This window comes from Chitinophaga pinensis (genome assembly GCF_007896845.1).
GTDB lineage: Bacteria > Bacteroidota > Bacteroidia > Chitinophagales > Chitinophagaceae > Chitinophaga > Chitinophaga pinensis_C.
Genome location: NZ_VOHS01000028.1, coordinates 51,275 through 75,792, shown reverse-complemented (window position 1 = coordinate 75,792; position 24,518 = coordinate 51,275). Strand labels below are relative to the sequence as shown.

25 protein-coding genes and 2 pseudogenes are annotated in these 24,518 nt (G+C 43.8%); 17 read left to right on the top strand and 10 right to left on the bottom strand.

From position 1 onward, the window contains the following. Positions 1-168 precede the first annotated feature (168 nt). The 6 genes and pseudogenes from FEF09_RS34880 to FEF09_RS21850 all read left to right on the top strand — a co-directional run bounded on the left by FEF09_RS34880 (position 169) and on the right by FEF09_RS21850 (position 2,496). Entirely contained in the window at positions 169-369 is a 201-nt protein-coding gene (locus tag FEF09_RS34880) for a DUF6597 domain-containing transcriptional factor (RefSeq protein WP_409994871.1), read from the top strand. 137 nt (positions 370-506) lie between these two features. Beyond that, the gene (locus FEF09_RS34875) at positions 507-893 is read left to right on the top strand and encodes a helix-turn-helix domain-containing protein (RefSeq protein ID WP_146307077.1); all 387 of its coding nucleotides are present in this window, start codon (positions 507-509) and stop codon (positions 891-893) included. 72 nt (positions 894-965) lie between these two features. Then, a complete protein-coding gene (locus FEF09_RS21860; protein WP_146307076.1) occupies positions 966-1,352 on the top strand; it encodes a VOC family protein in 387 nt (128 codons plus the stop codon). 177 nt (positions 1,353-1,529) lie between these two features. Then, a pseudogene (locus FEF09_RS34870) lies at positions 1,530-1,730 on the top strand (DUF3667 domain-containing protein); the annotation flags it as partial. Positions 1,731-1,742: 12 nt separating this feature from the next. Next, a complete protein-coding gene (locus FEF09_RS21855) occupies positions 1,743-2,297 on the top strand; it encodes a hypothetical protein (RefSeq protein ID WP_261387656.1) in 555 nt (184 codons plus the stop codon). Between the two features lie 4 nt (positions 2,298-2,301). Beyond that, a complete protein-coding gene (locus FEF09_RS21850; protein ID WP_146307075.1) occupies positions 2,302-2,496 on the top strand; it encodes a hypothetical protein in 195 nt (64 codons plus the stop codon). An 85-nt stretch (positions 2,497-2,581) separates the two neighbouring features. Here FEF09_RS21850 and FEF09_RS21845 read toward each other — a convergent pair whose 3' ends face one another. The 6 genes from FEF09_RS21845 to FEF09_RS21820 form a co-directional block, all read right to left on the bottom strand. After that, on the bottom strand, positions 2,582-3,589 hold the full coding sequence (locus FEF09_RS21845; RefSeq protein ID WP_146307074.1) for a M57 family metalloprotease: 1,008 nt from the start codon (positions 3,587-3,589) through the stop codon (positions 2,582-2,584). A 312-nt stretch (positions 3,590-3,901) separates the two neighbouring features. Beyond that, complete coding sequence (locus tag FEF09_RS21840) at positions 3,902-4,318, bottom strand: two-component system response regulator (RefSeq protein WP_089811483.1); 417 nt, start codon at positions 4,316-4,318, stop codon at positions 3,902-3,904. After that, positions 4,302-5,399: a sensor histidine kinase gene (locus FEF09_RS21835; protein WP_146307073.1), complete on the bottom strand. Its 1,098-nt coding sequence runs from the start codon at positions 5,397-5,399 to the stop codon at positions 4,302-4,304. The genes FEF09_RS21840 and FEF09_RS21835 overlap by 17 nt, the downstream gene beginning before the upstream one ends. A gap of 64 nt (positions 5,400-5,463) precedes the next feature. After that, positions 5,464-7,590 (bottom strand): 7TM diverse intracellular signaling domain-containing protein, encoded by a 2,127-nt coding sequence (locus FEF09_RS21830; protein WP_146307072.1) that lies wholly within the window; start codon positions 7,588-7,590, stop codon positions 5,464-5,466. Between the two features lie 20 nt (positions 7,591-7,610). Next, a complete protein-coding gene (locus FEF09_RS21825; protein WP_089811489.1) occupies positions 7,611-8,321 on the bottom strand; it encodes a hypothetical protein in 711 nt (236 codons plus the stop codon). A gap of 106 nt (positions 8,322-8,427) precedes the next feature. After that, entirely contained in the window at positions 8,428-9,531 is a 1,104-nt protein-coding gene (locus FEF09_RS21820) for a ThiF family adenylyltransferase (RefSeq protein WP_261387655.1), read from the bottom strand. A gap of 416 nt (positions 9,532-9,947) precedes the next feature. Here FEF09_RS21820 and FEF09_RS21815 point away from each other — a divergent pair, with 416 nt between their 5' ends. Next, complete coding sequence (locus tag FEF09_RS21815) at positions 9,948-10,688, top strand: superoxide dismutase (RefSeq protein WP_146307070.1); 741 nt, start codon at positions 9,948-9,950, stop codon at positions 10,686-10,688. A gap of 70 nt (positions 10,689-10,758) precedes the next feature. Here the strand turns inward: FEF09_RS21815 and FEF09_RS21810 are convergent, their stop codons facing one another. The 3 genes from FEF09_RS21810 to FEF09_RS21800 all read right to left on the bottom strand — a co-directional run bounded on the left by FEF09_RS21810 (position 10,759) and on the right by FEF09_RS21800 (position 14,673). Next, positions 10,759-12,384 carry an ArnT family glycosyltransferase gene (locus tag FEF09_RS21810; RefSeq protein WP_146307069.1) on the bottom strand — a complete coding sequence of 542 codons (1,626 nt, stop codon included), beginning with the start codon at positions 12,382-12,384 and terminating at the stop codon, positions 10,759-10,761. 29 nt (positions 12,385-12,413) lie between these two features. Further along, positions 12,414-13,076 (bottom strand): phosphatase PAP2 family protein, encoded by a 663-nt coding sequence (locus FEF09_RS21805; protein WP_146307068.1) that lies wholly within the window; start codon positions 13,074-13,076, stop codon positions 12,414-12,416. A gap of 160 nt (positions 13,077-13,236) precedes the next feature. Continuing rightward, positions 13,237-14,673, bottom strand: coding sequence for an LptF/LptG family permease (locus FEF09_RS21800; RefSeq protein ID WP_146307067.1), 1,437 nt, complete (start codon positions 14,671-14,673; stop codon positions 13,237-13,239). Between the two features lie 176 nt (positions 14,674-14,849). On the opposite strand from FEF09_RS21800, the gene FEF09_RS21795 reads away from it, so the two are divergent. After that, positions 14,850-15,464, top strand: a complete 615-nt coding sequence (locus tag FEF09_RS21795) for a hypothetical protein (RefSeq protein WP_146307066.1) — start codon at positions 14,850-14,852, stop codon at positions 15,462-15,464. A gap of 16 nt (positions 15,465-15,480) precedes the next feature. Here FEF09_RS21795 and FEF09_RS21790 read toward each other — a convergent pair whose 3' ends face one another. Continuing rightward, positions 15,481-15,861 (bottom strand): START-like domain-containing protein, encoded by a 381-nt coding sequence (locus FEF09_RS21790; protein WP_012788999.1) that lies wholly within the window; start codon positions 15,859-15,861, stop codon positions 15,481-15,483. Between the two features lie 363 nt (positions 15,862-16,224). Here FEF09_RS21790 and FEF09_RS21785 point away from each other — a divergent pair, with 363 nt between their 5' ends. The 9 genes and pseudogenes from FEF09_RS21785 to FEF09_RS21745 all read left to right on the top strand — a co-directional run bounded on the left by FEF09_RS21785 (position 16,225) and on the right by FEF09_RS21745 (position 24,435). Further along, positions 16,225-17,100: an RNA polymerase sigma factor RpoD/SigA gene (locus FEF09_RS21785; RefSeq protein WP_012789000.1), complete on the top strand. Its 876-nt coding sequence runs from the start codon at positions 16,225-16,227 to the stop codon at positions 17,098-17,100. A 221-nt stretch (positions 17,101-17,321) separates the two neighbouring features. Further along, positions 17,322-18,647 carry a signal recognition particle protein gene (ffh, locus tag FEF09_RS21780; RefSeq protein ID WP_146307065.1) on the top strand — a complete coding sequence of 442 codons (1,326 nt, stop codon included), beginning with the start codon at positions 17,322-17,324 and terminating at the stop codon, positions 18,645-18,647. A 130-nt stretch (positions 18,648-18,777) separates the two neighbouring features. After that, positions 18,778-19,029, top strand: a pseudogene (gene rpsP, locus FEF09_RS33405) (30S ribosomal protein S16); the annotation flags it as partial. A gap of 270 nt (positions 19,030-19,299) precedes the next feature. Then, the gene (gene rimM, locus FEF09_RS21770) at positions 19,300-19,821 is read left to right on the top strand and encodes a ribosome maturation factor RimM (protein ID WP_146307064.1); all 522 of its coding nucleotides are present in this window, start codon (positions 19,300-19,302) and stop codon (positions 19,819-19,821) included. Between the two features lie 56 nt (positions 19,822-19,877). After that, entirely contained in the window at positions 19,878-20,549 is a 672-nt protein-coding gene (gene trmD / locus FEF09_RS21765) for a tRNA (guanosine(37)-N1)-methyltransferase TrmD (protein WP_146307063.1), read from the top strand. A 110-nt stretch (positions 20,550-20,659) separates the two neighbouring features. Next, positions 20,660-21,007 carry a 50S ribosomal protein L19 gene (gene rplS / locus FEF09_RS21760; RefSeq protein WP_012789005.1) on the top strand — a complete coding sequence of 116 codons (348 nt, stop codon included), beginning with the start codon at positions 20,660-20,662 and terminating at the stop codon, positions 21,005-21,007. A 237-nt stretch (positions 21,008-21,244) separates the two neighbouring features. After that, positions 21,245-21,430: a twin-arginine translocase TatA/TatE family subunit gene (locus FEF09_RS21755; RefSeq protein ID WP_044220993.1), complete on the top strand. Its 186-nt coding sequence runs from the start codon at positions 21,245-21,247 to the stop codon at positions 21,428-21,430. 196 nt (positions 21,431-21,626) lie between these two features. Beyond that, complete coding sequence (gatA, locus tag FEF09_RS21750; RefSeq protein ID WP_146307062.1) at positions 21,627-23,066, top strand: Asp-tRNA(Asn)/Glu-tRNA(Gln) amidotransferase subunit GatA; 1,440 nt, start codon at positions 21,627-21,629, stop codon at positions 23,064-23,066. 13 nt (positions 23,067-23,079) lie between these two features. After that, the gene (locus FEF09_RS21745) at positions 23,080-24,435 is read left to right on the top strand and encodes a lytic transglycosylase domain-containing protein (protein WP_186774452.1); all 1,356 of its coding nucleotides are present in this window, start codon (positions 23,080-23,082) and stop codon (positions 24,433-24,435) included. Positions 24,436-24,518 lie beyond the last annotated feature (83 nt).

Genomic DNA, 24,518 nt, shown 5'->3' with positions numbered 1-24,518 from the left:
TGATTGGTTAGTGGCCGTTGGTAAGTGTGCAGAGATAAACAGCTGTTCTTGACATACTGAATTGATTATCATGCGCTCAGGAGACTCATCTCCGCATCAGGTCCACCTTGCCTCCAATATAGCAAGCAGATGATTGCCTTATAAATACAGAAAAGCTATATTTGAACAATGAGCTATCGTCAATTCAAACCTCATCCAGACCTTGCAAACTACATCGACGCTTATTGGGTCGTTGAGGGAATCCGGGCGCAGTATATTCAATCGAATATACTACCTGACGGTTGTGTTGATCTGATACTTAATCTGCAGGATGACTACGATCAAAGACAGGTGAACTGGCGATGGCATCAGGGAAGGCTTATCTTGTAGGAACAATGACCACTTACAAAACGTCATTCATCAATCCGGACAACAAGTCAATCGGTATCCGATTTTAAAACCTGCCGGATTTTCTGTTTATAGTTTTGCTTCACTCAGTGAAATGACAGATAAAATTATCGAATTTGATGCGGCGTTGTCTCCTGATCTGCATAAACAGAGCAACATTTTCTTGCTTATCTGAATCGATTTTTCCTGCAACGACTGAATCCGCCGAAGCATGCATTAGGAGAGATTATAAAAGATATTGGACGATCAAAAGGCAGGATGTCTATACAGGAGCTGGCGGGAAGAAACACATTACAACAAGGCAACTGGAGCGGAATTTCCAAAGGCATATAGGTGTTAGTCCGAAAGAGTTCACAAACATTGTGCGTTTCCGTTGTGCGCTCTCACAGATAAAACATAACAAACAGGAAGGAAGTCTGTTGTCTATTGCGCTGGATTGTGGTTATTACGATCATGCTCATCTGACAAATGAAATAAAAAGATACACGGATTGGTACCATCTGTAATCTGATTTGTCGTTTTTTTCCAAACATAATTCCTGTCAGCGGCCTACCTTTACCGAAGTTAAAAACCAAACTATGGCACAGAAAATATTAGGACTTAGAACGACTATTTACAAAGTTGCTGATGTAGATCAGGCGAAGGAATGGTATGCAAAGGCATTCGAGGTACAACCTTATTTTGATGAGCCTTTTTATGTAGGATTCGAAGTAGGTGGTTACGAACTCGGCTTGCAACCAGAAGAGACATCAGTAAATGACAAACCGGAAAGTGTACTGACTTATTGGGGTGTGGAGGATATCAATGCAGAGTTTAACAGGTTCATTGCATTAGGTGCGACTGAACATGAAGCACCGACAGAAGTAGGTGGCGGCATACTGGTGGCTACTGTAAAAGATCCATGGGGTAATATCGTCGGACTGATCTATAACCCACATTTTAAATTGCCATCAGGACAAGAATAGGTGTTGCGTCGCGGCGTAGGCGTTATGATTCTTCTGCTAAATGTAATATCTTTCCAGAATTACTATTGTAGCCGAAATCTAAACGCCATTTTAAAACTTACCTATGTCACAACACCTGAGACATGAAAAGAACTGTTTAAACTGTGGAGCAACCGTAGAAGACAGGTATTGTAGTCACTGCGGACAAGAAATATCGTTGTTAAAGAGTCTTTTGGACATCTGTTCAGACATTTTTTTGAAGACGTTACACATTACGATTCCAAGTTTTTTACAACCATAAAGGATCTGGCGTTTAAGCCCGGATTTCTTACGAAAGAATATCTTTCCGGTCGACGGGCCAGTTACCTGCATCCTATCCGGATGTATGTCTTTATCTCGTTTCTGTATTTTTTGGCGGCATTTACCTTCAGGCATTCCAGTCACAAGCTGGAATCATTAACGGAAGAAAGAACCGTTATGGCGGCAAAAAAAGAGGTAGCTGACAGTCTGCTTCACATATTGCAGGAAACGGGAAATAAAACGCCCGTAGATAGCATTAAATCGGCAGCGCTGGCCGGTACAATCAGCAGATTGAAACTGGACAGTATCCATGTGAAGGAAATTGAATTCAATGTAATCGGGAATGTCGATTATAAGCTACTGAAAGAATACCATGAAGAACAAATGGCATTGCCGGAGGAGAAAAGAGATAAGGGCATAAAGCCATGGCTGTATAGCCGCTGGTTTGCGACGATTGAACACCATGGAGAGGCAGCAGTAGAACTGCTGATTGAAAAGACACAGCACGCAATTCCAAAGCTGATGTTCTTATTGTTGCCGCTGTTTGCTTTAATCCTGAAACTGTTCTACGATAAGAAGAAATATTACTATGGAGATCACGCGATCTTTCGCTGCACTTCCATTCAGCTGCATTTCTTTTGTTTTTGTCATTGCATTATTGAATAAAATAGTGCCGGCAATTGCAACATTTCTCTCTTCACTGGAACTGTTCATATTGATCACATACATGACAATAGCATTGAAGAATGCTTATCAGCAATCATTTTTCAGGTCATTGATAAAAGCGGTCGCATTAAGTGTAATCTATGGCATCTTCATTGCTGCCGGGTTTGCCATTATTGCATTGAGTGCCCTGATAATGTAAGAAAGATATTTAAACAGAGAATGGGGTATCAAACGCAATTTGATACCCCATTTTTATTGTTTCGTAGTAGTGCAGTATATTACTATCAATCAGGATCAGAAGGACATCCCTGTGCCGTTCTGAGTGTTTTATAAGGCTTTTCAGAGCCATCACTCCACACATAGCTATAAGAACAAACATAACCCCTTGGCGCCTCAGTAACGTTCGTAAGTTCTATCGTTGCAGTTTCACATACACCATTCACATATCGTTGGTCTACGCGATCGCAGGAACCATACAATGACTGCAGGGCAATGATGTCATTTGCATTGAATGAACGGTTGAGCCCAAAACTGGTACAAGCCAGCATGAAACTGTTAGGGTCTCCTGTAGTTGGTGTACCGGGAATATGTACCGCCCCAACACCAGCTTCACCTTCATTCGGACTTGAGCTGTAGTTACAGCTGTAGTTGCGGTTGGAGTAGTCGGTATGACGGAATCCTATACAGTGACCTATCTCATGCTGCAAAACGGAAGCGAGGTACAACATGTCAGGGCTACTGCCATATGCCTGTGGATGTGTATTTAATGTAATTGAATTATATGGATTGCCTCCGGATGGGAACCCTGAGCTACCTAACACAATGCTTCCGTCCGGATACGGTGCCTGATAGAAGGTAGTGATATTAATGTTACCACCGCTACTAACTCTTTGGAATGAGAGCTTCAGCCCAAGTGCATTATAACGGGCAATGGCTTCATCTACAGCTGTTGTAAACACAGTAGGTAATCCGGCAGCAAGTGAAATGGAGATTACCCTCGGTGTGCCTGTTACCAATGCATACGTATGGTACTGTTCGCTCTCGGCAATCTGGAGAAGAGGAGAATTGGGTTTTACGTCAAGGTAATCATAACGAAGGAAGATATCACCTTCCACAATGTAGCCACTGTCTACATCCATTACATTGTAAGTGCTAAAACCAGCACGGGCAATTTTATCAAGATCTTCAGATGGAACGCTGGACTTAGGCGCGACCCTGGATTCTTGTTTACAGTTTGTCAGAAAGCAGGCCAATAATAGCAGGCATGCAAGGACCATTCGGATGGGTTTCATCGACTTAGATTTTAAATAAGGAAATGTGAGTTAACAGTCGGTATATCGGGAATACCAGCTGAGAGTTTTCAAAATAACGTGCTCAATATAACGGTGCGTGTAAACAGGTTAAGGGCTTAAACGCTGGCATAAGGAGACTGACGATGCACTACTACTTTATACGGTTGACAAATTAATGGCTATTGTTTCTTATCCATTCAAATATAATGAAAATTTCGGCAGAAGTATAGGATATTAACGATAATACCCTGTACGTGTGTACAGGGTATTTGTATAGCAGCTTTTTTCAGTCTGAATAGGAATATAACCAGCTTACTGGTCTCTGAAAATATCCATGATTGCGTTTTTCAGTTCACTCGCCAGTAATGGTTTCTTCAGTAGTTTGAAGACCATCGGATTGGCGTAAGTGCGGCTGAGATCTCCATAATCAAGAGAAGAGGATACCATGATCACATGGCATTGTGACTTGATCTTGGCAGGATAACTATAAAATGCTTCCAGAAACTCAAAGCCATCCATCTCCGGCATCTGTATGTCAAGCAACAATACAGTAGGAGGGATGCGTGGCAGCGAAATATTGGAAGACAGGAATTCGAGCGCCTTGTTTGCGTTATTAAAAGCAAGCACAGTCCTGCTGATCTGTTGCAACGTTATCAAACGTTCATGCAGCAGCAGATCCACTTCATTGTCATCAATCAGTATAACACGTAAATCAGGAATCGAAATCATTTCTGTTGGGAATGCTTATTTCAAATAGGGTACCTTCTCCATACTTTGACTCAACGTTAATAGTACCGCCAATTTTATTCAGCGCTTCTTTCACGATATACAATCCAATGCCACTGCCCGGCTTGTTGTTGTTTTTGGAGCGGAAGAACATCTTGAAAATGTTGTTCAGGTGTTCGCTCAGTATACCGATGCCATTATCCTCAATAGACAGGGTCGCTTTATGCGGCTCTACCTTTACGGACAGATTCACCTGCGGATGACTTTCGTCCGGCTTCTGGTACTTCACCGCATTGGATATAAGGTTATTCAGGATAACACTGATGCGGAACGTATCGCCTTTGAAATCCACCGGCTGATCTACATTTACCTCAAACTGTATCGCGTTGTTCTGGTGACGGAAGGACGCAATACATTCGTGGATCAGGTTTTCGAAGTTGATCTTCTCATACTCTACATCCAGTCGTGAGTTACGGTAGTATTCGATGATCTTCTGGATAAATCCATCCAGTTTCAGAATACATACTTCAATCATATTGAGATAACCGTTCGGATCTGTCACCGAATTATCCAGCCTGCTCAGATTGATAATACCAAGTACAGACATCAGCGGAGAACGAAGGTCATGGGAGGTGGAATAGATAAAGCGGTTTAACTCGTCATTGATCTTTTCCAGTTCAAGGATCTTTTCTTTCAGCTGGCGGCGTGTATTGTAAATTTCAAAGGCGTTGTTGATCGTACGATGCAGCTCTACCTCGTCCCATGGTTTTTTGATATAGGAGAAGATATGACCTTTGTTAATGGCGTCTATAATATCTTCCACATCGGTATAACCTGTCAGGAGAATACGCATAGGATCCGGCAGGGTATCCTTTATTTCATTAAAGAATTCAACCCCTGTCGATACCGGCATCTTCTGGTCCGCTATGATGATATGGACGTCAATGCTTTTAAGTAGTTGTTTGCCTTCCTGAGCGGAATTGGCAGTATAAATTTCATAACTTCTGCGGAATCCGGCTTTAAAAGCATTGAGGTTATGAATTTCATCATCAATGTACAAGATCCTGATACGGTTGTCTTTCATCCATTTTGGTTTTGCCGCAGGTTCAATTTGTCATTGATTACATGGATTTGCCTGCGTGGGTATACTAAGACGCCTGAGCGGTTACGCTCATGGGTAAATATATAATAAATTCTGCACCTTTATCAGGAGCGGTGATCACCTCGATACGTCCGTTGTGCTTTTCGATAATACTGAATACAATGGAAAGTCCTAATCCGGTACCTTCTCCCACATCTTTTGTAGTAAAGAAAGGATCGAAGATCTTTTCTTTTACCTGCTCTGTCATTCCGGGGCCGGTGTCTTTTATACTGATGAGGGCAAGGCCGTTATCTTCCCGGGTAGTGATCGTTACCGCTTCTTCACGGTCCTGGTTATTTGTCTTAATAGCGTTAAATGCATTGGTCAGAATGTTCATAAACACCTGATTAATCTTGCCGGCATAACACTCTATTTTGGGTAAAGAGCCATAGTCCTTTATTACCTTCACGTTTGTCGGGATACTGTTTTTCAGCAATACCAGTGTACTGTCGATTCCTTCGTGCAGATCCACTGATTTAACATCACTTTCATCCAGTCTGCTGAAGGTACGTAATCCGCGGACAATTTCCGAGGTCCTTGAGGCTCCATCTTCAATACCTTTTATCAGCGAAGAGATCTCTTCGTGAATATAGTCAATATCGATCTGTTGTTTAAAGGCTGCAATGTCCTTCAGCGCGCTCTGTATATCCGGGGTGTTTGGTAAGGCATCGTATTTATCCAGCAATGTTCTGATATCCTGAATATCCAGTTTAAGCGGCTTTATATTAGAAGTGACAAAATTGATCGGATTATTTATTTCATGGGCAATACCTGCTGTCAGCTGACCCAGAGATGCCATCTTTTCTCTTTCCACCAATTGGGTCTGGGCATCTTTCAGATTCTTCATGGCCACGTTCAGTTCTTCATTGGAAGTCTGGAGTTCTTCCGTACGCTGGGTCACTTTTTCTTCCAGAATGATATTCTGTTCTTTTACCAGCCGCTCATTCTCCTGAGAAGCACGGAGCGCCTCCGCTTTGAAAAGGTTGATCTTGTATGCCAGTGCAAAGGAGAGCAGGAGGGCTTCCATACCGGAGCCGATCTGCAATGCATAATAAGTGAATTCATTGTAGGGAAGGACATTGGCGTTCCTCAGCACAAATACCAGTACGCTAAGCAGGAATATGGACCATGCCAGCAGGAAGAAACGCGCAGAACTATAGCCCTTCATGCTCATTCGCAGTGATATATAGAATACGCTTACGGCAGCAGCGCCTACTACCATCTGCACCCATATCTGCGCAATGATATATTCATTCATGAGTGCCGGAATAAAACATCCTACGTATAATACCAGCAGGATATTGATCAGGCGATGTCCCCGTTTGTAATACTGTTTCGTCAGCAGGAATTGCTGTATAAAGACCAGCGCGGTCAGTCCGTTAAATATGGGTACCAATACCGTCGCATGTTGTGCTATCCACGGACTGTCTGAATAAAGGAAGCGGAACGAATATCCCTGTAAGGTAGCCTGTGTCAGAGCAACGAACACGTTATATGACACGTAGGTCAGGTAACTGTTGTCCTTGGTTGACAGATACAGGAAGAGGTTATAGAACGACATTGCCAGCATAACCCCGATGTATAAACCGAATATCAGGTCACGATAATCGTTCTTTTCGGATACCTGATCCCGTGTACCTATGAACATGGGGAGCTGCACCTGTTCGCCGGCAATCACCCGCAGATAATACTGCCGGGTGGTTCCGGAAGCGATATATAATGGAAAAATATAGTTCTGGTGGTCAACCGGCCGGTTGTGGTAACTGGTAAATTCTCCCAGTCGCGTACTGTCGTAGGTACCATCCGGACGTAGCTCAAAAAGCGTAATATCATCTATGGTTGGGTATTCCACCTCCAGCATGATTTCCCGGAGATCTGACTTGTTAGTAACGGTAAAGCGTACCCAATGTATATAGGGAGTGATCTGCAGGTTAGGTACATTTTCATCCGGAGAACTGAATGTTTTTTTGCTGACAGCATTGATATCCAGTGCATTTGTCTTATCGGTATATATTTCAAGGTATTTGCCGATCCGGGTCAGGGGCATATTGTTGCGGTATTCAATAGGATCAGCAGCCTGCATTTGCTGGTAACCTAAGATAGCAAGTAGCAATAGAGCGATAAATCGGAACATGCGTTAAATTTATAGAAAATTCATCGTTCGCTCTTCACATCTGAAAATTGTAAGTTGGGAATTTCGAGGTTATAACTCACTTCATAAGAGCCTTTGGGACCAACTTCGGTTTTCGTCTGCACAAGGTTCTCCCTCAGATCATATATCAGTTCTCTCTCTTTGGGGTCGGCATATTCCAGCTTTTTGACGTCATTGATGAGCATTGCGGTGGCAATGAAGTCGTCTTTGGGATAGAAGAAAGTACCCTTATCTCCCAGTGATTCATCTATAACAAAGCCTACCCGTTTGCCAATGCGGGTGGTGATCGGAGCGCATAATACATGGAAGTTGTCAATCGGCAACTGGGCTGCAAGCACTACACCCGCACGGGCTAATACCTGACTTCCGATACCCATGCCGGCTACTTCTTTTGAGTTCCACATCGCGCATATTTCCGCACTACCGGGCCGGATCGCGTCATATATTTTCGCGTCGTATTTTCCGATGGCGGTTTCGATAGGTAAGGGCAACACGCCGTCAGCAAGCTGTACGCGTGCTCCACCGTACGTTTTGGTACGGGTCTCGTCTTCTACAATAATGACGATGCTGTTGTCATGGTGCATCCAATCAGCACTGCCAGAGGTGATCTTGGCTATGCCGAAATAGATTTCCAACAACCGTAAATGGCCATTGTAAAAGCGAAGGCAGGCTTCCGGATCATCTGGCGCCTTAAAAGCCCTTACTGTAATCATGATATTGCATGTGGGTGCTCTTTAATAAGGATCAGTTCGGGGGATGAGTGGATGTCTCATTTGGCTTCGATTGCAAAATGATAAACAGCCGCTCATTCCTGCATTATTAAACAAGAATTTGTTCAAAATCTACGTAATACCTACCTGAGCTTTTGAAATGGTCAAGGAGTATTCTTCTGCAGGTATCGGCTACTACAGCACCACCCAGCACCACGGAAGATGCCAGCTGAGGCCAGGTAGTAATCGTTTTTCCAATCTGGCCTAAAGAGTGTTTCATCCTATCGGACATGTCATCCAGGGCGACCATAGGGCGGAATATGGGTAGTTTCTCTGCATCCGTTAGTCCGCGCAGGCTTTTCAGATCTAAATCGGGTATGAATCCATGAAGTAAAGGTCGGTCGGGTTCCAGATCAAAACGTTCAACATCTACCATGCCTCTGTCGTTTGTATCCATTACTACCGGGATACGGAGGGCTTTGGCCTTCATTCTGCTCAATATCTTAATATCAATACCGTCACATTCTTCTACGAGGATGTCGAGTTTACCATCTTTAGTGAAAAAGTCGTCCAGGTTTTCCTCAGTGGCTCCATCTTTATAGATGACTACTTTGATGAAGGGATCCAGTTCGGCGATCTCGCGTGCAGCGATCACCACCTTGTATATCTGTATACTGTGAATACCCGTGCGGATCCTGTTCATATTGGTCAGCTCCACTTTATCAAAATCAGTCAGCCGCAATTCACCACACACTCTTTCCATAGCAAGCGTCAATGCGATGGATTGTCCGACGGAAAGACCGATAATACCTATTTTCTTACTGCTGAGCAGTGCTATCTCTTCTGCGGTGATCTTTTCCCTGTTGCGACTGGTACGTAATTCAATAAAGTCCTTTTCATCTACAATATGTACCACACGGTGTGACCAGGGATAATAAACCCATACGCCAAAGGCGTGGAGCGGTGTAGTACCAACATATTCCCTGATCTTTTGTTCAGATTCTTCCTCCGTGAGTCTTCTGGTAGGATTGCGGATCTTCATCAGTTCTCTCAGCTGAGAGTATATTTCGTCGTATACCCTGATATGCGGATTTTTTGCCAGTAAAGCCAGTAAATCGACATATTGTTCTTCGTGCTGCAATCGATAAAATACTGGTGTGTAATTATCTGGCTCGGTCCGTTGCTGATTGATATAATGCTCTAGTTCTGTCATTTTGCCTGGCATAAAATTTTATGAACAATGATGGCAATTTATAAATGGTATATGTTAAATATGGTCAATTAGTGTTGTTTGTAAAGTGGCATGGTAAGGGCCCTGGTGACAAAGGCAAGCTCGTTAGTTCTCTATATATATTACATATTCACTATGTAGTCTGGGATAAATTGTTGTTTAGTTAATCAAATAAAGAAAAAGTTAAAGTTTCACATGAAAGCGTATGGTAAAATAACAATTAATTTCAAAAGATTGCGAAATGTTGCGGTTATTTTAGTGAGAATCCGCGTTTTATTACCAACTGTTTGATGACCGGCGATACTTATGCAATAAATTTTTCTAATATTGGTGCAGAATTTGCTGCCCTTGCAGTTATAATTCAAGTTCTTTATTATCATAATTTAATGCCTTAACATATGAACAAGAGAGAATTTATTAAGCTGGCAGGCCTGGCAGGCGTAGCAGCTCTCGGCAACCCATCTGGTATAATGGCAGCTGCTCCGGCAGCCCGTAAAGGAGCGTCCGTACTCAACGGCAACGTAAAAGCTCCTTTCGAAGTCCCGCCTTTACCTTATGGTTATGATGCCCTGGAGCCGCATATAGATAAAGCAACAATGGAGATTCATCACGATAAGCACCATGGTGCCTATGTTAAGAACCTGAATGATGCTGTGAAAGGCTCTTCTTACGAAAGCCTTACACTGGAGCAGATCCTGGCAAAAGTGAAACCTGAAGATAAAGCAGTGCGTAACAACGCCGGTGGTCACTTTAACCACTCTCTCTTCTGGACTTTGCTGTCTCCGCAGAAGACTACGCCTTCAGATAAACTGAAAGCCGCTATCAACGAAACATTCACCTCATGGGAGAAATTCCAGGAAATTTTTAATACCGCTGCTAAAGGCGTGTTTGGCTCCGGCTGGGCATGGCTGATCGTTACACCGGGTAAGAAGTTGTCCGTTATATCTACGCCTAATCAGGATAACCCATTAATGGATAACATCGTTAAAGAACGTGGTACGCCGATCCTCGCACTCGATGTATGGGAGCACGCTTACTACCTGAAATATCACAACGTACGTGCAGACTATGTGACTGCTTTCTGGAATCTGGTTAACTGGACAGAAGTAGATAAATTATACGCAGCGGCTATTAAATAGTATTGCTGTTACCGATAAAAAAGAACGGCGTCCATTATAAATGGACGCCGTTCTTTTTTATCGGTAGCAGTTATTTTCTTTTGAAGAATACAAAGCCGTTCTTTTCTTCTACAATCTCCAGATCCGGATCTGTCCTGAACGGCGCACTGTCGGTTGTGCGGCACACAAACCACGTAGGCTTATCCACCTTTCCACTCAACAGCCAGTCAGTATTATAGTAGTTCTGATTAACAGGCGGCAGCTTCTTTGTATAAAACAGGTGCGCGTAGCTATGATACATCAGCACCTGCACATAATCATCCTTTCCTTCAAATGTTTTGAAAAAGTCTATCGCAGCGCCCTGTGAGTAACGCTCTATTTTCGGGGTGAAATGTACAATCGTGATCTGTATCGCCAGAATGGTGCTGAAGAACACACATAGCAGGCCTGCCTGTGCTTTTTTCTGAAATAGCAGTATTGCTCCGATGATGATCAGCAGCATATAGCCGGCGCCGTAAGCAGCTTCCCATTTTGACCACGGTACCTGTGCCTGCAGATTGGCTTGTGCAAAACGATCGTGTATATGCGGAATGATCAGCTCTTTATATACGCCTACTAATGGTAATAAGGTAATCGCAAGACCAATCATCAGCCCTATAAGCAGCATCAGTACGATATTCCATGCATGCAATTGTAGTTTGTTTTCGGAAATACGATATAACTGCCACGCAGCAAGGAAGCTGAGGGGGAAATAACACAGGGAAGAATAGTGAACGATCTTCGTTTCTACAATAGAGAACAGGATCAGCACTACCCAGAACAATACCCACATCCAGATTTTGAAATCTTTGATTTCTGTACCATAAGAACCGGTATAGATCGATTTCCCCTTGCGGCCCCTGATGTAGGTAAACAACAGCAGACTGGCAGGGAAACATCCGATCAGTAACACAATCCAGTGATAGAAGAAAGAGCCGCCATGTCCGGCGTCTTTTGTGGTGAATAGCCTTATCTGGTAAGTAATGAATTCCTGTACGAACCAGAATCCGTGCGCGATGATCTCATATCCGAACCAAAGTCCGGTTGTCAGGACCGAAGCAAGGACAATCAGCCCTAATTGCGCCCAGCCAATACCGGTTTTTCCTTTTTTATACAACCAGTAGAAGCTAAAAGTCAGTATACTCACGAGGATCGCTACCGGCCCCTTTGTGAGTACGGCCAGTCCGAGGAATATACCACTCAGGATAGCGAGCCGGGAAGGTTTGCCACTGAAGGCGGTACGATAAGCGCAATAGATCGCAAGGAATATAAAGAAATTGAAAGTCGGATCAATAATACCTGATTTGAAATAGAAGTGTGGGAGCCAGGAACCGGCATAAGCCAGTGCCCACCAGAGACCCAGTTTATCATCTGCCAATTTTTTACCGATACCAAACAGGGTCACCAGAGTGGCGATACCGATAATGGCATTGGGAAAACGGGCTGCAAATTCATTTACCCCAAAGATCTGCATACTGATGGCCTGCAGCCATATGAAGAGCGGAGGCTTTTCCCAGAAGGGCTTAAAATCGATCTGTACTCTTGAATAATCATGGCTTACAATCATCTCCCTTGCAGCTTCTGCAAAATTGATCTCGTCCCAGTCAAACAAGTGCACAGCGCCCAGAAAGGGTACGAAAAGAACAGCAGCAACAATGGCAATCAACAGGTACTTCATAATTCAGGCAATCAATAAAAATAATCTAATCAGGTAAGACTGATCGCCGGTTCGCTGATTGCTTCCGGCGAAGCCTTTTTTCCGCTCTGATGGAACAGTGTGTACACTATCAGACTGCTTGTTGTTCCGATGATGCTACCTGTATATACATCTACAAAGAAATGTTGTGCCAGGTAGATTCTCGAATGGGCAGCCAGCAATGCCAGTGTTAAGAACGCGAATCCGGCCAATTTATTCCTGCATATCAGTGTTAAAAAAGTAAACAACGCGAATGCAGTCGTCGTGTGTCCGGATGGGAAACTACAGGAACCGTGTACAGTCACCCACTTTACAGTGTGTATCAATGTACCTGCATCTGCAAAATACGTCGCAGGTCTTGGTTCATTGTAATAATGTTTGGCTATCTGCACAATGATGGTGGTCAGCAGTAATACGGAAACAGCAGTAAAGAACAGCTTGTATTTTCTAAATACAAGGATGAACACCAGCATAACAGCAAAGGTAATACCATCTCCGATGTAAGTAATACCCGAAACAGCAACATCTGCCCATGGTGTGTGTGCGCGATTGATGGCGAGAAACAGATCATCATGTGTAAAATAAGCCTGTAACAGAGCGCCTGCGACAACCCATAAAAGGAATGGCAAAAAGAAAGGGGCATTTTTGCCCAGCAACGTCAATAGTGTTTTCATAGTGTAGGGTGGTGACCCGCCGTTAAGCTTAGCAGGTGCATCATGATCCTTACATTGTTAGTTCCTTTATAGCAGGCACAGGTTTATACTGCCGGGCAGTTGCTGAGTGCCCGTTAAATGTATAGAGATCTTGAAGCTGGGAGCTAGTGGCTTAAGGCTGTCAAGTTGTAGGTTTTGGACTGTTTTTTTTAAAGAGCTTTTTGATATTATTGAAGCTCCTGAAATAAAACTCTTTGTTGAACAGATTTGAATCGTTCAGCGCTTTATAGATCAGGAACATTGCAATAGGCATAAGGACAATGTTGGAGAGCCACATTCCACTCCAGGTGGCCATTACATCTTTTCTGGCCATCTTCTCTCCAACCATGAAAAATATATTGAAGATCACAAAGAACACAACGGCGAAGATCAGCGGGGTACCGAGACCACCTTTTCTGATAATGGAGCCCAGCGGGGCGCCGATCAGGAACATGACGATACAGGAGAATGCGAGGGTAAATTTACGCTGCCATTCTACCTTGTGCAACAGGAGTGTACCATGTTTATCACCAAACTCACGTGCAGGTCCCTCAAGGTTATTCTGTCCGTCGCGGATATTCTGTTCTGTTCTTTCCAGTGTATATCTGAGTGACTTTTCAGGTATTACATCTCTGAAGTTGGTCACGGCCAATGCAGGTGCTTTGGCCAGCCATCCTGTATCCTGCCATTTGTAGAATGCATAGCGGGTAGTGACATATGCGTTCACTGTACGGCTGAATAATTGCTCCTGTTTGTACAGTGAGTCAATGGCTTTATCCAGCTGTCTGACATTCAACATCTGCTGATTGGAGGCAAAAAGGCCCATATCCAGACGGCTGAAGGCGAAAGAGCTGAGGTCAAATGCCTTTTTGTATTCGCGGAATCCGAGGCGGATCAGTTCACCGGGATTGGTTGAACTACGGTTGTTACGTTCTTCGTAACGCCAGCCTTTTTCCAGCACGAAATACAGGAAGCGTTTGTCAGCTGAAAGCAGCATGGTGCCTTTTTCAGCCAGGATTACTTTATCACCACCACCGGGCGTATGATCAATGATCATTACCTGATGAATGGTTTTATTATCTGCTTCCTTTTCTGCTACCTTGATGGTATAGTCAGGAATATCTGTATAGAAAACACCGGCTTTGATGTTGAAGGCGGGTTTTGAATTTGTAATATCGTACAGCAGCGACTTTGCACGCAGATTCGCTACTGGCATGGCATAGTTGTTAAAAAGGAATGCCAGTATTGCGATGGTCGTACATACCGCCAGTAAGGGACGCATAAAGCGTGTCAGCGAAATCCCGGAGGATTTAAGTGCGACCAGTTCAAAGCTTTCTCCAAGGTTACCAAAGGTCATGATGGAGGAAAGCAGTACTGCCAGTGGCAGGGCAAGCGATACCAGGTTGGCGCTGGTATAGGTGATGAGCTCGATAATCACCGGCGTATCCAATCCTTTACCCACGAGGTCGTCGATATATTTCCACAGAAACTGCATCACCAACACGAAGAGTGTCACAAAGAAAGTAGCCACGAATGGCCCCATGAATGTTTTGATGATGAGTTTATCCAGTTTTTTCACTTACAGCGTAGTTTGTTTCGAGACTTTAATGTTGTTTTGCCGGCTTGCCCAGGGGCCCGCACAGGGAACAAATTTAAAGCATACAAATTTAATATGATTTATGGAGTTTAGGGGAGGGGGGCATTAAAATTACCGTTAAATTTCTGGTAATGATTGTGAGCGGCTAAATTTACAGGATGGAGACTGTTTCACTTACCCCGGCAGAGCAGGCATTGGTTGTAAATGCTGATTGGATCTATCTGAAAAACAATATATTAGAAAAAGTAGTGACCTTGATGGGACAGTTACACCTCGCATTGCAGGAGGAATCTGTTACCAGCACGTTTCCATTCCCGGCCGGGATCTTACAGGCCGGGGCAAAGATATCAAGGGGGGAACGCTACAGGGAATTGCCCTATATCATACTTGATTATCCCCGCCTGTTCAGTAAAGACAATATTTTTGCATTCCGCACCATGTTCTGGTGGGGACATTATTTCATTGCTACCCTGCACGTGGCGGGGGAGGAGAAGGAAAAATATGGTCATGTTATTGCTTCAGCCTGGCAGCAGCTGGCTGAGCAACAGTTTCAGGTGTATCTTCTGGAAGATCCCTGGCAGCATGATTTTGAAAATGGGAATTACAAATTAATATCAGCTTTGTCGGAACTGGAATTTAAGCAGCTACTTGACCGACGTTCCTTTATTAAACTTGCTAAACCTTACAGTTTTGAAGAATGGGGAAAGATCGTTCCGGAGATAGTAAGAGATTATACTCTTCTGCTTCGGGGGCTGACCATTACTACTGGTTGATCAGTGGTTGGCTGGTTTAGTTGCCTATTCTGTGGAAAAGGTCTTTCACCTGATAGTCCCACAGCTGGCTTTGGTCAGCTATTTCTTTCTTTTCTGCAAAATCTCTAACAATCAAAATTGTTTCATTGGTCACTTCGGAAATCTGAATGCGGAATTCAAAGAATTCTTCTTTGGGCGCATGTTTCCAATGTAAACGTATAAATTCATCTTCTTCCTGCTCCAGTACTTCTGCTTCTTCCGTGGAACCATTCCATGAAAAGGAGAAGACACTGTCCCTGTAATCTACTTTATCTGCGAACCACTCCTGCAACCCTGCGGGTGTGGAAAGGAATTCGTATAAGATACTGGGTGAGCACCGTACCGGATATTCCAACTCATATTGCACTTTCTTAGACATCGCTCAAGTAATTAGTAAATCAATAGCATCTGGCTGCAATTATAGAAAAATATTTATTCTGTCAAAATTATTTTGCGTTTTTTTTTAATAATTGCCCAAATTCTTTTACACTTTATAAATAACAATTCTATTATGAAAAATATAAATACATTAGCAATCCACACTAATTGTTTTCACAGCTTTTTGTCCGGAAGCCCTATGAGAGAGGTCCCGATGTTGAGTTGTGAATGGTGAAACGTTTTTGCTTGAAAATGGTTTAACAAGTAATTATTTTTTTTGGGAGCTATCTAAAAAAACTTATTTTTGTCTGGCATTCATCAAATAGGGTAACATTTTATTAACCTGTAACTGTTCCGATTCTTTATGTCAATGCGCCAACTCAAAATCACGAAATCCATCACCAATAGGGAGTCCCAATCCCTGGAGAAATACTTGCAGGAAATTGGGAAAGTGGATTTAATTACACCGGAGGAAGAGGTGAACCTTGCTATACGCATTAAGCAGGGGGACCAGAGAGCTCTTGAGAAACTGACGAAAGCAAACCTCCGTTTTGTGGTGTCTGTTGCCAAACAGTATCAGAATCAGGGATTATCGCTCAGTGATCTGATCAATGAGGGAAATCTGGGCCTGATCAAAGCAGCACAGCGTTTTGATGAGACCCGTGGTTTTAAGTTCATTTCCTATGCCGTATGGTGGATTCGTCAATCTATCCTGCAGGCATTGGCAGAACAAAGCCGTATTGTGAGACTGCCACTGAATAAAGTAGGGCTGAGCAACAAGATCAGCAAGGCTTATTCTCAGCTGGAACAGGAATTTGAAAGAGAGCCGTCTCCGGACGAACTCGCTACCATCCTCGAGATCAACACGGAAGAAGTAGAAGCTACTTTAGGCGTTGCCGCCCGTCACGTATCTATGGATGCACCGTTTATCGATGGTGAAGACAATTCCCTGCTGGATGTACTGGCAAATCCGAATGCTGTAAACGCAGACGAAGAATTGGATCACCACGATTCCCTGCGCCGCGAAATAGAACGTTCTTTATCTACACTCACTGACAGACAGAAAGATGTGATCATCCTTTACTTTGGTATTGCGGTGGAGCATCCGATGTCACTGGAAGATATCGGCGAGAAATTTGGTCTGACCCGCGAGCGTGTGCGCCAGATCAAGGATAAAGCAATCACTAAACTGCGTACCACTTCTCGCAGCAAGCTGCTGAGAAATTACCTGGGAAGTTGATTATCATTGCCCGGTCAGGTAATACAGTCACTTAGAAATTAATTGTTTTACATAATTGAAAAGGTGAATATCTGCCGGATATTCACCTTTTTTTGTTATTTATAGCTGCTTACTGGTTTGCATGCTACTTTATATTATTTTTGCAACCCTTGCAGCTGTAAAGTCCCCTGAAAAGGATGAGCAGCGAATAGCTCACAGCTAAAAATTAAACAAGATCACAGATGTTCGAATCATTATCAGAGCGGCTCGACTCGGCGTTTAAACAACTGAAAGGTGAAGGCCGTATCAGTGAAATCAATGTGGCCTCTACGGTGAAAGAAATTCGCCGTGCGCTGGTGGATGCTGACGTAAACTATAAAATTGCGAAGGACTTTACCGACCGCGTAAGAGAAAAGGCCCTGGGTGAAAAGGTAATTACTGCCATTTCTCCCGGACAGTTGATGGTGAAGATCGTTAAAGACGAGCTGACTGAACTGATGGGTGGCAGCGAAGCGGAACTGGATATCAAATCCAATCCGTCTATCATCCTGATCGCAGGTCTGCAGGGTTCTGGTAAAACAACCTTCTCCGGTAAACTGGCTAACTTCCTGAAAACCAAGAAAGGAAAGAAACCATTGCTGGTAGCGGCGGATATTTACCGTCCGGCGGCGATTGACCAGCTGAAAGTGCTGGGTGAGCAGATCGGAGTAGAGGTGTATAGTGAGCCGGAGAACAAAGATGCGGTGAAGATTGCGCAGAACGCTATCGCGCACGCTAAACAGAATAATAACAACATTATCATTATAGATACCGCCGGTCGTCTCGCCGTAGATGAGGTGATGATGACTGAGGTAGCGAATGTAAAAGCAGCTGTAAAGCCAAATGAGATCCTCTTCGTAGTGGATTCCATGACAGGTCAGGATGCTGTGAATACTGCCAAGGCGTTTAACGAGCGTCTGGACTTCAGCGGTGTGGTACTGACCAAACTGGACGGTGATACACGCGGTGGTGCGGCTCTGACGATCAAGTATACGGTAGAAAAGCCGATCAAGTTCGTGAGCATGGGCGAAAAGCTCGACACGCTGGACGTATTCTACCCTGAACGTATGGCACAGCGTATCCTCGGGATGGGTGATATCACTACCCTCGTGGAACGTGCACAGGCGCAGTTCGATGAAGAACAGGCGAAAAAACTGGAGAAGAAGATCCGTCAGAACCAGTTTGATTTCGAAGACTTCCGCGAACAGCTGCAGCAGATCAAGAAAATGGGTAACCTGAAAGACCTCATGGCGATGATCCCGGGGGTCGGTAAGGCCATTAAAGATATAGACATCAGCGACGACGCATTTAAAGGCATTGAAGCAATGATCGGTTCTATGACGCCATATGAGCGTAACAATCCGGATAGTATCGACGGTAGCCGCCGTAAGCGTATTGCTAAAGGCTCCGGTAAAGATATTCAGGATGTGAACCAGTTCATGAAGCAGTTTGACCAGATGCGTCAGATGATGAAGATGATGAACAAATTCGGAGCTGGTGGTAAAGGCTTAAGAGCTTTAGGCCGGTAGTTTGAAAAAAAAATCCACAACCTGTGGATTTTTAACATAAAATATTTTGAACTATTCGTTTTAAAGAATACCTTTGCTGCCCCAATTAAATACTTTTTCATAACTCGCAAAAAAATAACTCGAATTATTTATGCCAGTAAAAATCAGACTGCAACGTCATGGCGCTAAGAAGAGACCTTTTTATTTTATAGTAGTAGCCGATGCTCGCGCGCCAAGAGATGGTAAATTCATCCAGAAAATCGGTACTTACAATCCACTGACTGTGCCTGCTTCTATCAACATCGATACAGACAAAGCACTGCGTTGGTTACAGAAAGGTGCTCAGCCTACAGATACAGTAAGAAGAATCCTGTCTTTCAAAGGTGTTCTCTATCTGAAACACTTACTGAGAGGTGTGAAACTGGGTCTGTTCGATGAGCCTACAGCTTTCACCAAATTCGAACAATGGCAGGCTGAACACGAGCAGAAAGTTGCTGCACGTCGTGACAGTCACAAGAAAGCAAGAGTTGCTGCTCCAATCGTGAGAAGAGTAGAAGATACTCCAGCTCAGCCAGAAGGTGGCGAAGCATAATCTAGCTTTTGAATAAATATTGAAAGGGAAATATTTGTACGCAAATATTTCCCTTTTTCTTAGCCGGAAGGGCATCGTATTATGAATAATTACTTCAGCATAGGAAAACTGGTATCCGTATTTGGTTTACAGGGGGAATTCATTCTCAAACATAGTTTGGGAAAAAGAACAGCCCTGCAGGGAGTGGACGCCATCTTTCTGGAAGAGCGTAAGAACAGTTTTATCCCTTATTTCATACAGAAAGCCAGCGTGAAAGATCATGAACATATGTTCGTCAAGCTGGAAGGGATAGACACTAAAGAAGACGCCCGCAGACTGGTACAAACGCCTGTATACCTGCTGGAGGATGATTTCAAAAAACAGACGTCCGCATCAGCCCCGCTTTCTATGCTGGGCTTTATGGTGAAAGACAAGCAGCAGGGAGAACTGGGTGTTATCGAAGAAGTAATTGAAATGCCCATGCAGGTGCTGGTAAAAGTGATGTATAAGGAGAAAGAGGCACTGCTGCCACTCAATGAGCAATCGCTCATAAAAGTGGATAAAAAGCAGCAGATCGTGCACGTTGATCTTCCTGATGGATTACTGGACCTTTATCTGGAATAGCAGGACATTTATTATTCACTGGGACCTGCACTGACAGGTTGGATGCAGCATTAATTATGAGAATAGATATCATTACAGTACAGCCGGGATTACTGGAAGGGCCTTTTTCACATTCAATCATGAAAAGAGCCCAGACAAAAGGATTACTGGAAGTACATACCCATAATCTGCGGGATTATTCCACGCTGAAGCACAAACAGGTAGATGACTACCAGTTTGGCGGAGGTGCAGGTATGGTAATGATGTTGGAACCCGTAGTAAATGCCATCGAAACGCTGCAGGCAAAAGTGCAATACGACGAGGTGATCTACCTGACTCCTGACGGAGAAACGCTGAACCAGCAAATGGCTAATCAGCTGTCCCTGAAAGGCAATCTCCTGATGCTCTGCGGTCACTATAAAGGTATTGATGAACGCATCCGTACGCACTTCGTTACAAAGGAGATCTCTATCGGAGATTATGTCCTGTCTGGCGGAGAACTGGCAGCCGCTGTGCTGGTAGATGCGATCGGCAGACTCATACCCGGTGTACTGAACGATGAAACGTCCGCATTGCTGGACTCTTTTCAGGACAATCTGCTCGCACCGCCTGTGTATACCCGCCCGGAAGAATTCAGGGGCTGGAAGGTACCAGACGTGTTGATGAGCGGTGATCATAAGAAGATCGATAACTGGAGACATGACCAGGCGCTGGAGCGCACAAAGGCACGTCGTCCGGATCTGTTATAAATTTTGGTTGATTCTCAACCGCTTGTAAAATTATTGTTTAATAAACGGGGTTCTTATTTGGAAGTTGTATATTTCTAAGCTACCTTTGCACTCCGATAAATATTTGAAAGATGAACGCTATTTCTTTTGTTCACGAGCAACTGTCAGGTAAGAAATCATACCCGAAGTTTAAAGCCGGTGATAACGTCACTGTAAACTATAAAATTGTTGAAGGTAGCAAGGAAAGAATCCAGTCCTTCAAAGGTGATGTATTGAAAATCCAGGGTACTGGTGCTACTGTTACTTTTACAGTAAGAAAGATTTCTGATGGAGTAGGTGTAGAAAGGATATTCCCTTTGCTGTCTCCGCACATCGACGGAATCGTGCTGAATAAGGTTGGTAAAGTTAGAAGGGCAAGACTGTTCTACCTGCGCGAACGTGCTGGTAAAGCTGCCCGTATCAAAGAGAAAAGGGTTTAGTATAAATACAGGGAAATTAGTGATAACGGGGACCGTTTGGCTCCCCGTTTTTTCATGTCTATAGGGACCGGACGCTGCAATAAAGAATGCTCTTAAAATAGTATTAAAACTTTGCCGCCCAATCCACCCGAGGATAATTCCCGAATATATTTACCTATCTTTGTTTGCTTAACGTTTAAAACTGAGAAAATGACTGCCGCTTTTAAATCACCGTTTTTATTATTTCAGGAATTAGGTATGACAGAATTACTCTTGATCGCTCTGGTTGTATTGCTGCTGTTTGGTGGTAAGAAAATCCCTGAACTGATGCGTGGCCTGGGTAAAGGTATCCGTGAGTTCAACGATGCAAAGAACAACGTGCGTAAAGAGATCGAAGACGGTATGAAAGATCAGCCGGCTACGACTGACCACAAGAATGCCTAATTAGTTCCTGTTAAAGGAATCAGGTTTTTCTTTTTATTTGATTCAGACGTGAATAGGGGAGTAGTATGCCTGTGAAGGGAGATGCAGTAACCACTGTATGAAATTGCTATATACCATATGCCAACTGAAAACCTTTTCAGTAGCAGTTTTTCAAGTTTGATTTACATTATTTTTTAAGCAATTAACTGGTTTGGCTTTGTCTGAATACAGCAGTATATCGGCTTTTCATGAAGCATTATACGCCGGCAGAACAACCTGTACGGAGATGGTACGGTATTACCTTGACCGTATCGGACAGACAAAACACCTGAATGCTTATCTGGAAGTTTTTGAAGAGGAAGCCCTTGCGAAAGCGCATGCACTGGATAACCGTATAAAAAACGGAGAGTCTGTGGGAGCGCTTGCAGGCATTGTGATAGGCATTAAGGATGTTATCTGTTATAAAGGACATAAAGTAAGCGCCGCTTCTCGCATACTGGAGGGATTTACTTCCCTGTATTCTGCTACAGCTGTCGAAAGACTTCTGGCAGAAGACGCCATTATTATTGGTAATCTTAATTGCGACGAGTTCGCAATGGGATCCACAAATGAGAACTCCGCCTACGGTCCGGTGTTGAACGCACTGGACAATTCCCGTGTACCGGGAGGGTCCTCCGGAGGGTCGGCAGTAGCAGTGCAGGCAGATCTTTGTATGGTTAGCCTCGGTAGTGATACCGGTGGCTCGGTGAGACAACCCGCTGATTTCTGTGGTATTGTAGGATTAAAACCAACTTATGGCAGGATTTCCCGCTATGGGTTAATTGCATACGCCTCTTCTTTTGACCAGATAGGGATTTTTGGCAGGAATATTGCAGATGTGGCAAGGGTGCTGCAGTTTATTGCAGGGCCCGATGAGTATGATAGTACGGCTTCTAATGAAGAAGTACCTGATTACCAGATCGTACACAATAAATCCTGGAAAATAGCGTATTTAAGAGATGCGTTGTTTCACCCCGGCCTGGATGAAGAAATGAAGGAAGGCTATACCCGCTTTTTTGAAGAGTTGGAAGCTGCAGGTGATACCGTTACAGCAGCTGATTTCGCTTACCTCGATTATGTAGTGCCCGCATATTATGTGTTGACCACTGCAGAAGCTTCCTCTAACCTTTCACGGTTTGATGGAGTTAAATACGGACACAGAACTTCATTAAATAATCTTGAACTCGCTGACTTTTACAAGAAAAGTCGGTCCGAAGGGTTTGGAAAAGAAGTAAAACGGCGTATCTTACTTGGGACTTTTGTACTTAGTGCGGGTTATTATGATGCCTACTTTGCTAAAGCTCAACAAGTTAGACGAATGGTGGTGGATAAATTGGATGAAATTTTATCTGAATATGATGCCATCGTAATGCCAACTGTACCGTCTACAGCATTTAAAATTGGAGAAAAAACAAATGATCCGATAGCCATGTACCTGGCCGATATTTATACGGTACTGGCAAATCTGGCAGGGGTTCCGGCAATTTCCGTACCTTTGCAGCGGCATTCAAATGGGATGCCATACGGTGTACAGATCATCACAAAGCAATTTAGCGAAGCAAACCTGTTAAGCATTGCGGAACACGCCATGCAATTACGACAGGTTACTCCTGTTTAAAATAAATATGTGTATGAGGAAAATCTTTTTACTACTGCTGTTGCCATCGCTGGGTGCAGTGCAAATGAGAGCGATTGGTGGCAATAGTGTACCTAAAGAGATGGTTACTCCATATGGGGGACCGGATACTACGGTACTGAACCACAAAGTACGTCTGCCTAAGGACACAATTGTCGTGCCTTCCGCAACGTCACAGGCTGTGCGAAAAAATGCGCAAAGCCTTCCGTCCAGCATCAGCAGCCCGAAGGTCTATGAACAGATCAACAACAACATTGTAGCTGGATACATCAATAACTTTGCCAGCAGGTATAGCCAACACCTGCAGGTAATGGTCTCCAGAGGGCAACCTTACTTCGTAATGGTGGAGAAAATCTTCAGAGAACACGGGATTCCCGAGGAAATGAAGTATCTCGCCGTAATCGAATCCTCCTTTAATACCAATGCACGATCCCGTGTAGGTGCTGTAGGAGCCTGGCAGTTCATGTCAGGTACTGCGCGTATCTTCGGTCTCAGTGTGGGTAAAAAAGTGGACGAAAGAAAAGACTTCTATAAGTCTACTGTAGCTGCTGCCAAGTTCCTGAACGAACTGTACAATCAGTTCGGTGACTGGTTACTCGTAGTAGCTGCTTATAACTGCGGTCCTGGTGGCGTACAACGTGCCATGAACGCAAGCGGTCGCAGCGATTTCTGGGGTATGCAATACTTCCTGCCCGCTGAGTCCCGCAATCACGTTTACAAATTCATCGCTACCGGTTACATCCTCGACAGATTTAACAACTTCTTCGGTGTAGGTAACGATATGAGCAACACAGTTGTTGCAGCTCCTGCCCCTACCGCCGCAGCCTACGCTACAACTGAACTTTCAGAAGAAGAAATGTTCAACACAGTTGAATTCAATATCTCCGGTAAATATCGTCTGGATGCTATTGCGAAGAAACTGAATATGGAACTTTCCGATCTGGAACACCTCAACCCTGATTTCACTAAAATGATGTCAGGACCTGAAAACAGCTACGACCTGAGAATTCCAAAAGAGAAAATGAAGGAATTCCAAACAGAGAAAGAGGAAATACTGAAGGAATCATTACAGATGATGCTGGATGACAAAGCAACCGCCTTCGATAAATCCCGCTTCCCTGCTCCGGCAAAAGTAGCTGCTCCAGCTGAGGCGAAAGCAAAGAAACCAGTGACCACTACTACAACAGCGAAGACCTCAAAAACTTCAAAGACTTCTGCTAAAGCGAAAACAACAGCAAAAGGAAAGGCAAAAGCACCAACCGCGAAAAAGAAGACAGTTGCAAAGAAAACAACTGCTAAAAAACCGGTAACAGCTAAGAAGCCAACTTTGAAGAAAACAACGCTGCATTAATCATACTGAACTAATACAAAAGGCCTGATCATCGATCAGGCCTTTCTGTTTTATAATCGACTGTGTTTATTAAAGAGAATCGG

Bases quoted from the DNA above. Each gene is read 5' to 3' on its own strand.
- rplS (WP_012789005.1), top strand. From the start codon at position 20,660: ATGAACGCTATTTCTTTTGTTCACGAGCAACTGTCAGGTAAGAAATCA.
- trmD (WP_146307063.1), top strand. From the start codon at position 19,878: ATGAGAATAGATATCATTACAGTACAGCCGGGATTACTGGAAGGGCCT.
- FEF09_RS21795 (WP_146307066.1), top strand. From the start codon at position 14,850: ATGGAGACTGTTTCACTTACCCCGGCAGAGCAGGCATTGGTTGTAAAT.
- FEF09_RS21860 (WP_146307076.1), top strand. From the start codon at position 966: ATGGCACAGAAAATATTAGGACTTAGAACGACTATTTACAAAGTTGCT.
- FEF09_RS21835 (WP_146307073.1), bottom strand. From the start codon at position 5,399: ATGAAAGACAACCGTATCAGGATCTTGTACATTGATGATGAAATTCAT.
- FEF09_RS21840 (WP_089811483.1), bottom strand. From the start codon at position 4,318: ATGATTTCGATTCCTGATTTACGTGTTATACTGATTGATGACAATGAA.
- FEF09_RS21820 (WP_261387655.1), bottom strand. From the start codon at position 9,531: ATGACAGAACTAGAGCATTATATCAATCAGCAACGGACCGAGCCAGAT.
- ffh (WP_146307065.1), top strand. From the start codon at position 17,322: ATGTTCGAATCATTATCAGAGCGGCTCGACTCGGCGTTTAAACAACTG.
- FEF09_RS21825 (WP_089811489.1), bottom strand. From the start codon at position 8,321: ATGATTACAGTAAGGGCTTTTAAGGCGCCAGATGATCCGGAAGCCTGC.
- FEF09_RS34875 (WP_146307077.1), top strand. From the start codon at position 507: ATGCGGCGTTGTCTCCTGATCTGCATAAACAGAGCAACATTTTCTTGC.
- FEF09_RS21830 (WP_146307072.1), bottom strand. From the start codon at position 7,590: ATGTTCCGATTTATCGCTCTATTGCTACTTGCTATCTTAGGTTACCAG.
- FEF09_RS21755 (WP_044220993.1), top strand. From the start codon at position 21,245: ATGACAGAATTACTCTTGATCGCTCTGGTTGTATTGCTGCTGTTTGGT.
- FEF09_RS21845 (WP_146307074.1), bottom strand. From the start codon at position 3,589: ATGAAACCCATCCGAATGGTCCTTGCATGCCTGCTATTATTGGCCTGC.
- FEF09_RS21785 (WP_012789000.1), top strand. From the start codon at position 16,225: ATGTCAATGCGCCAACTCAAAATCACGAAATCCATCACCAATAGGGAG.
- FEF09_RS21810 (WP_146307069.1), bottom strand. From the start codon at position 12,384: ATGAAGTACCTGTTGATTGCCATTGTTGCTGCTGTTCTTTTCGTACCC.
- FEF09_RS21790 (WP_012788999.1), bottom strand. From the start codon at position 15,861: ATGTCTAAGAAAGTGCAATATGAGTTGGAATATCCGGTACGGTGCTCA.
- rimM (WP_146307064.1), top strand. From the start codon at position 19,300: ATGAATAATTACTTCAGCATAGGAAAACTGGTATCCGTATTTGGTTTA.
- FEF09_RS34880 (WP_409994871.1), top strand. From the start codon at position 169: ATGAGCTATCGTCAATTCAAACCTCATCCAGACCTTGCAAACTACATC.
- FEF09_RS21745 (WP_186774452.1), top strand. From the start codon at position 23,080: ATGAGGAAAATCTTTTTACTACTGCTGTTGCCATCGCTGGGTGCAGTG.
- FEF09_RS21815 (WP_146307070.1), top strand. From the start codon at position 9,948: ATGAACAAGAGAGAATTTATTAAGCTGGCAGGCCTGGCAGGCGTAGCA.
- FEF09_RS21805 (WP_146307068.1), bottom strand. From the start codon at position 13,076: ATGAAAACACTATTGACGTTGCTGGGCAAAAATGCCCCTTTCTTTTTG.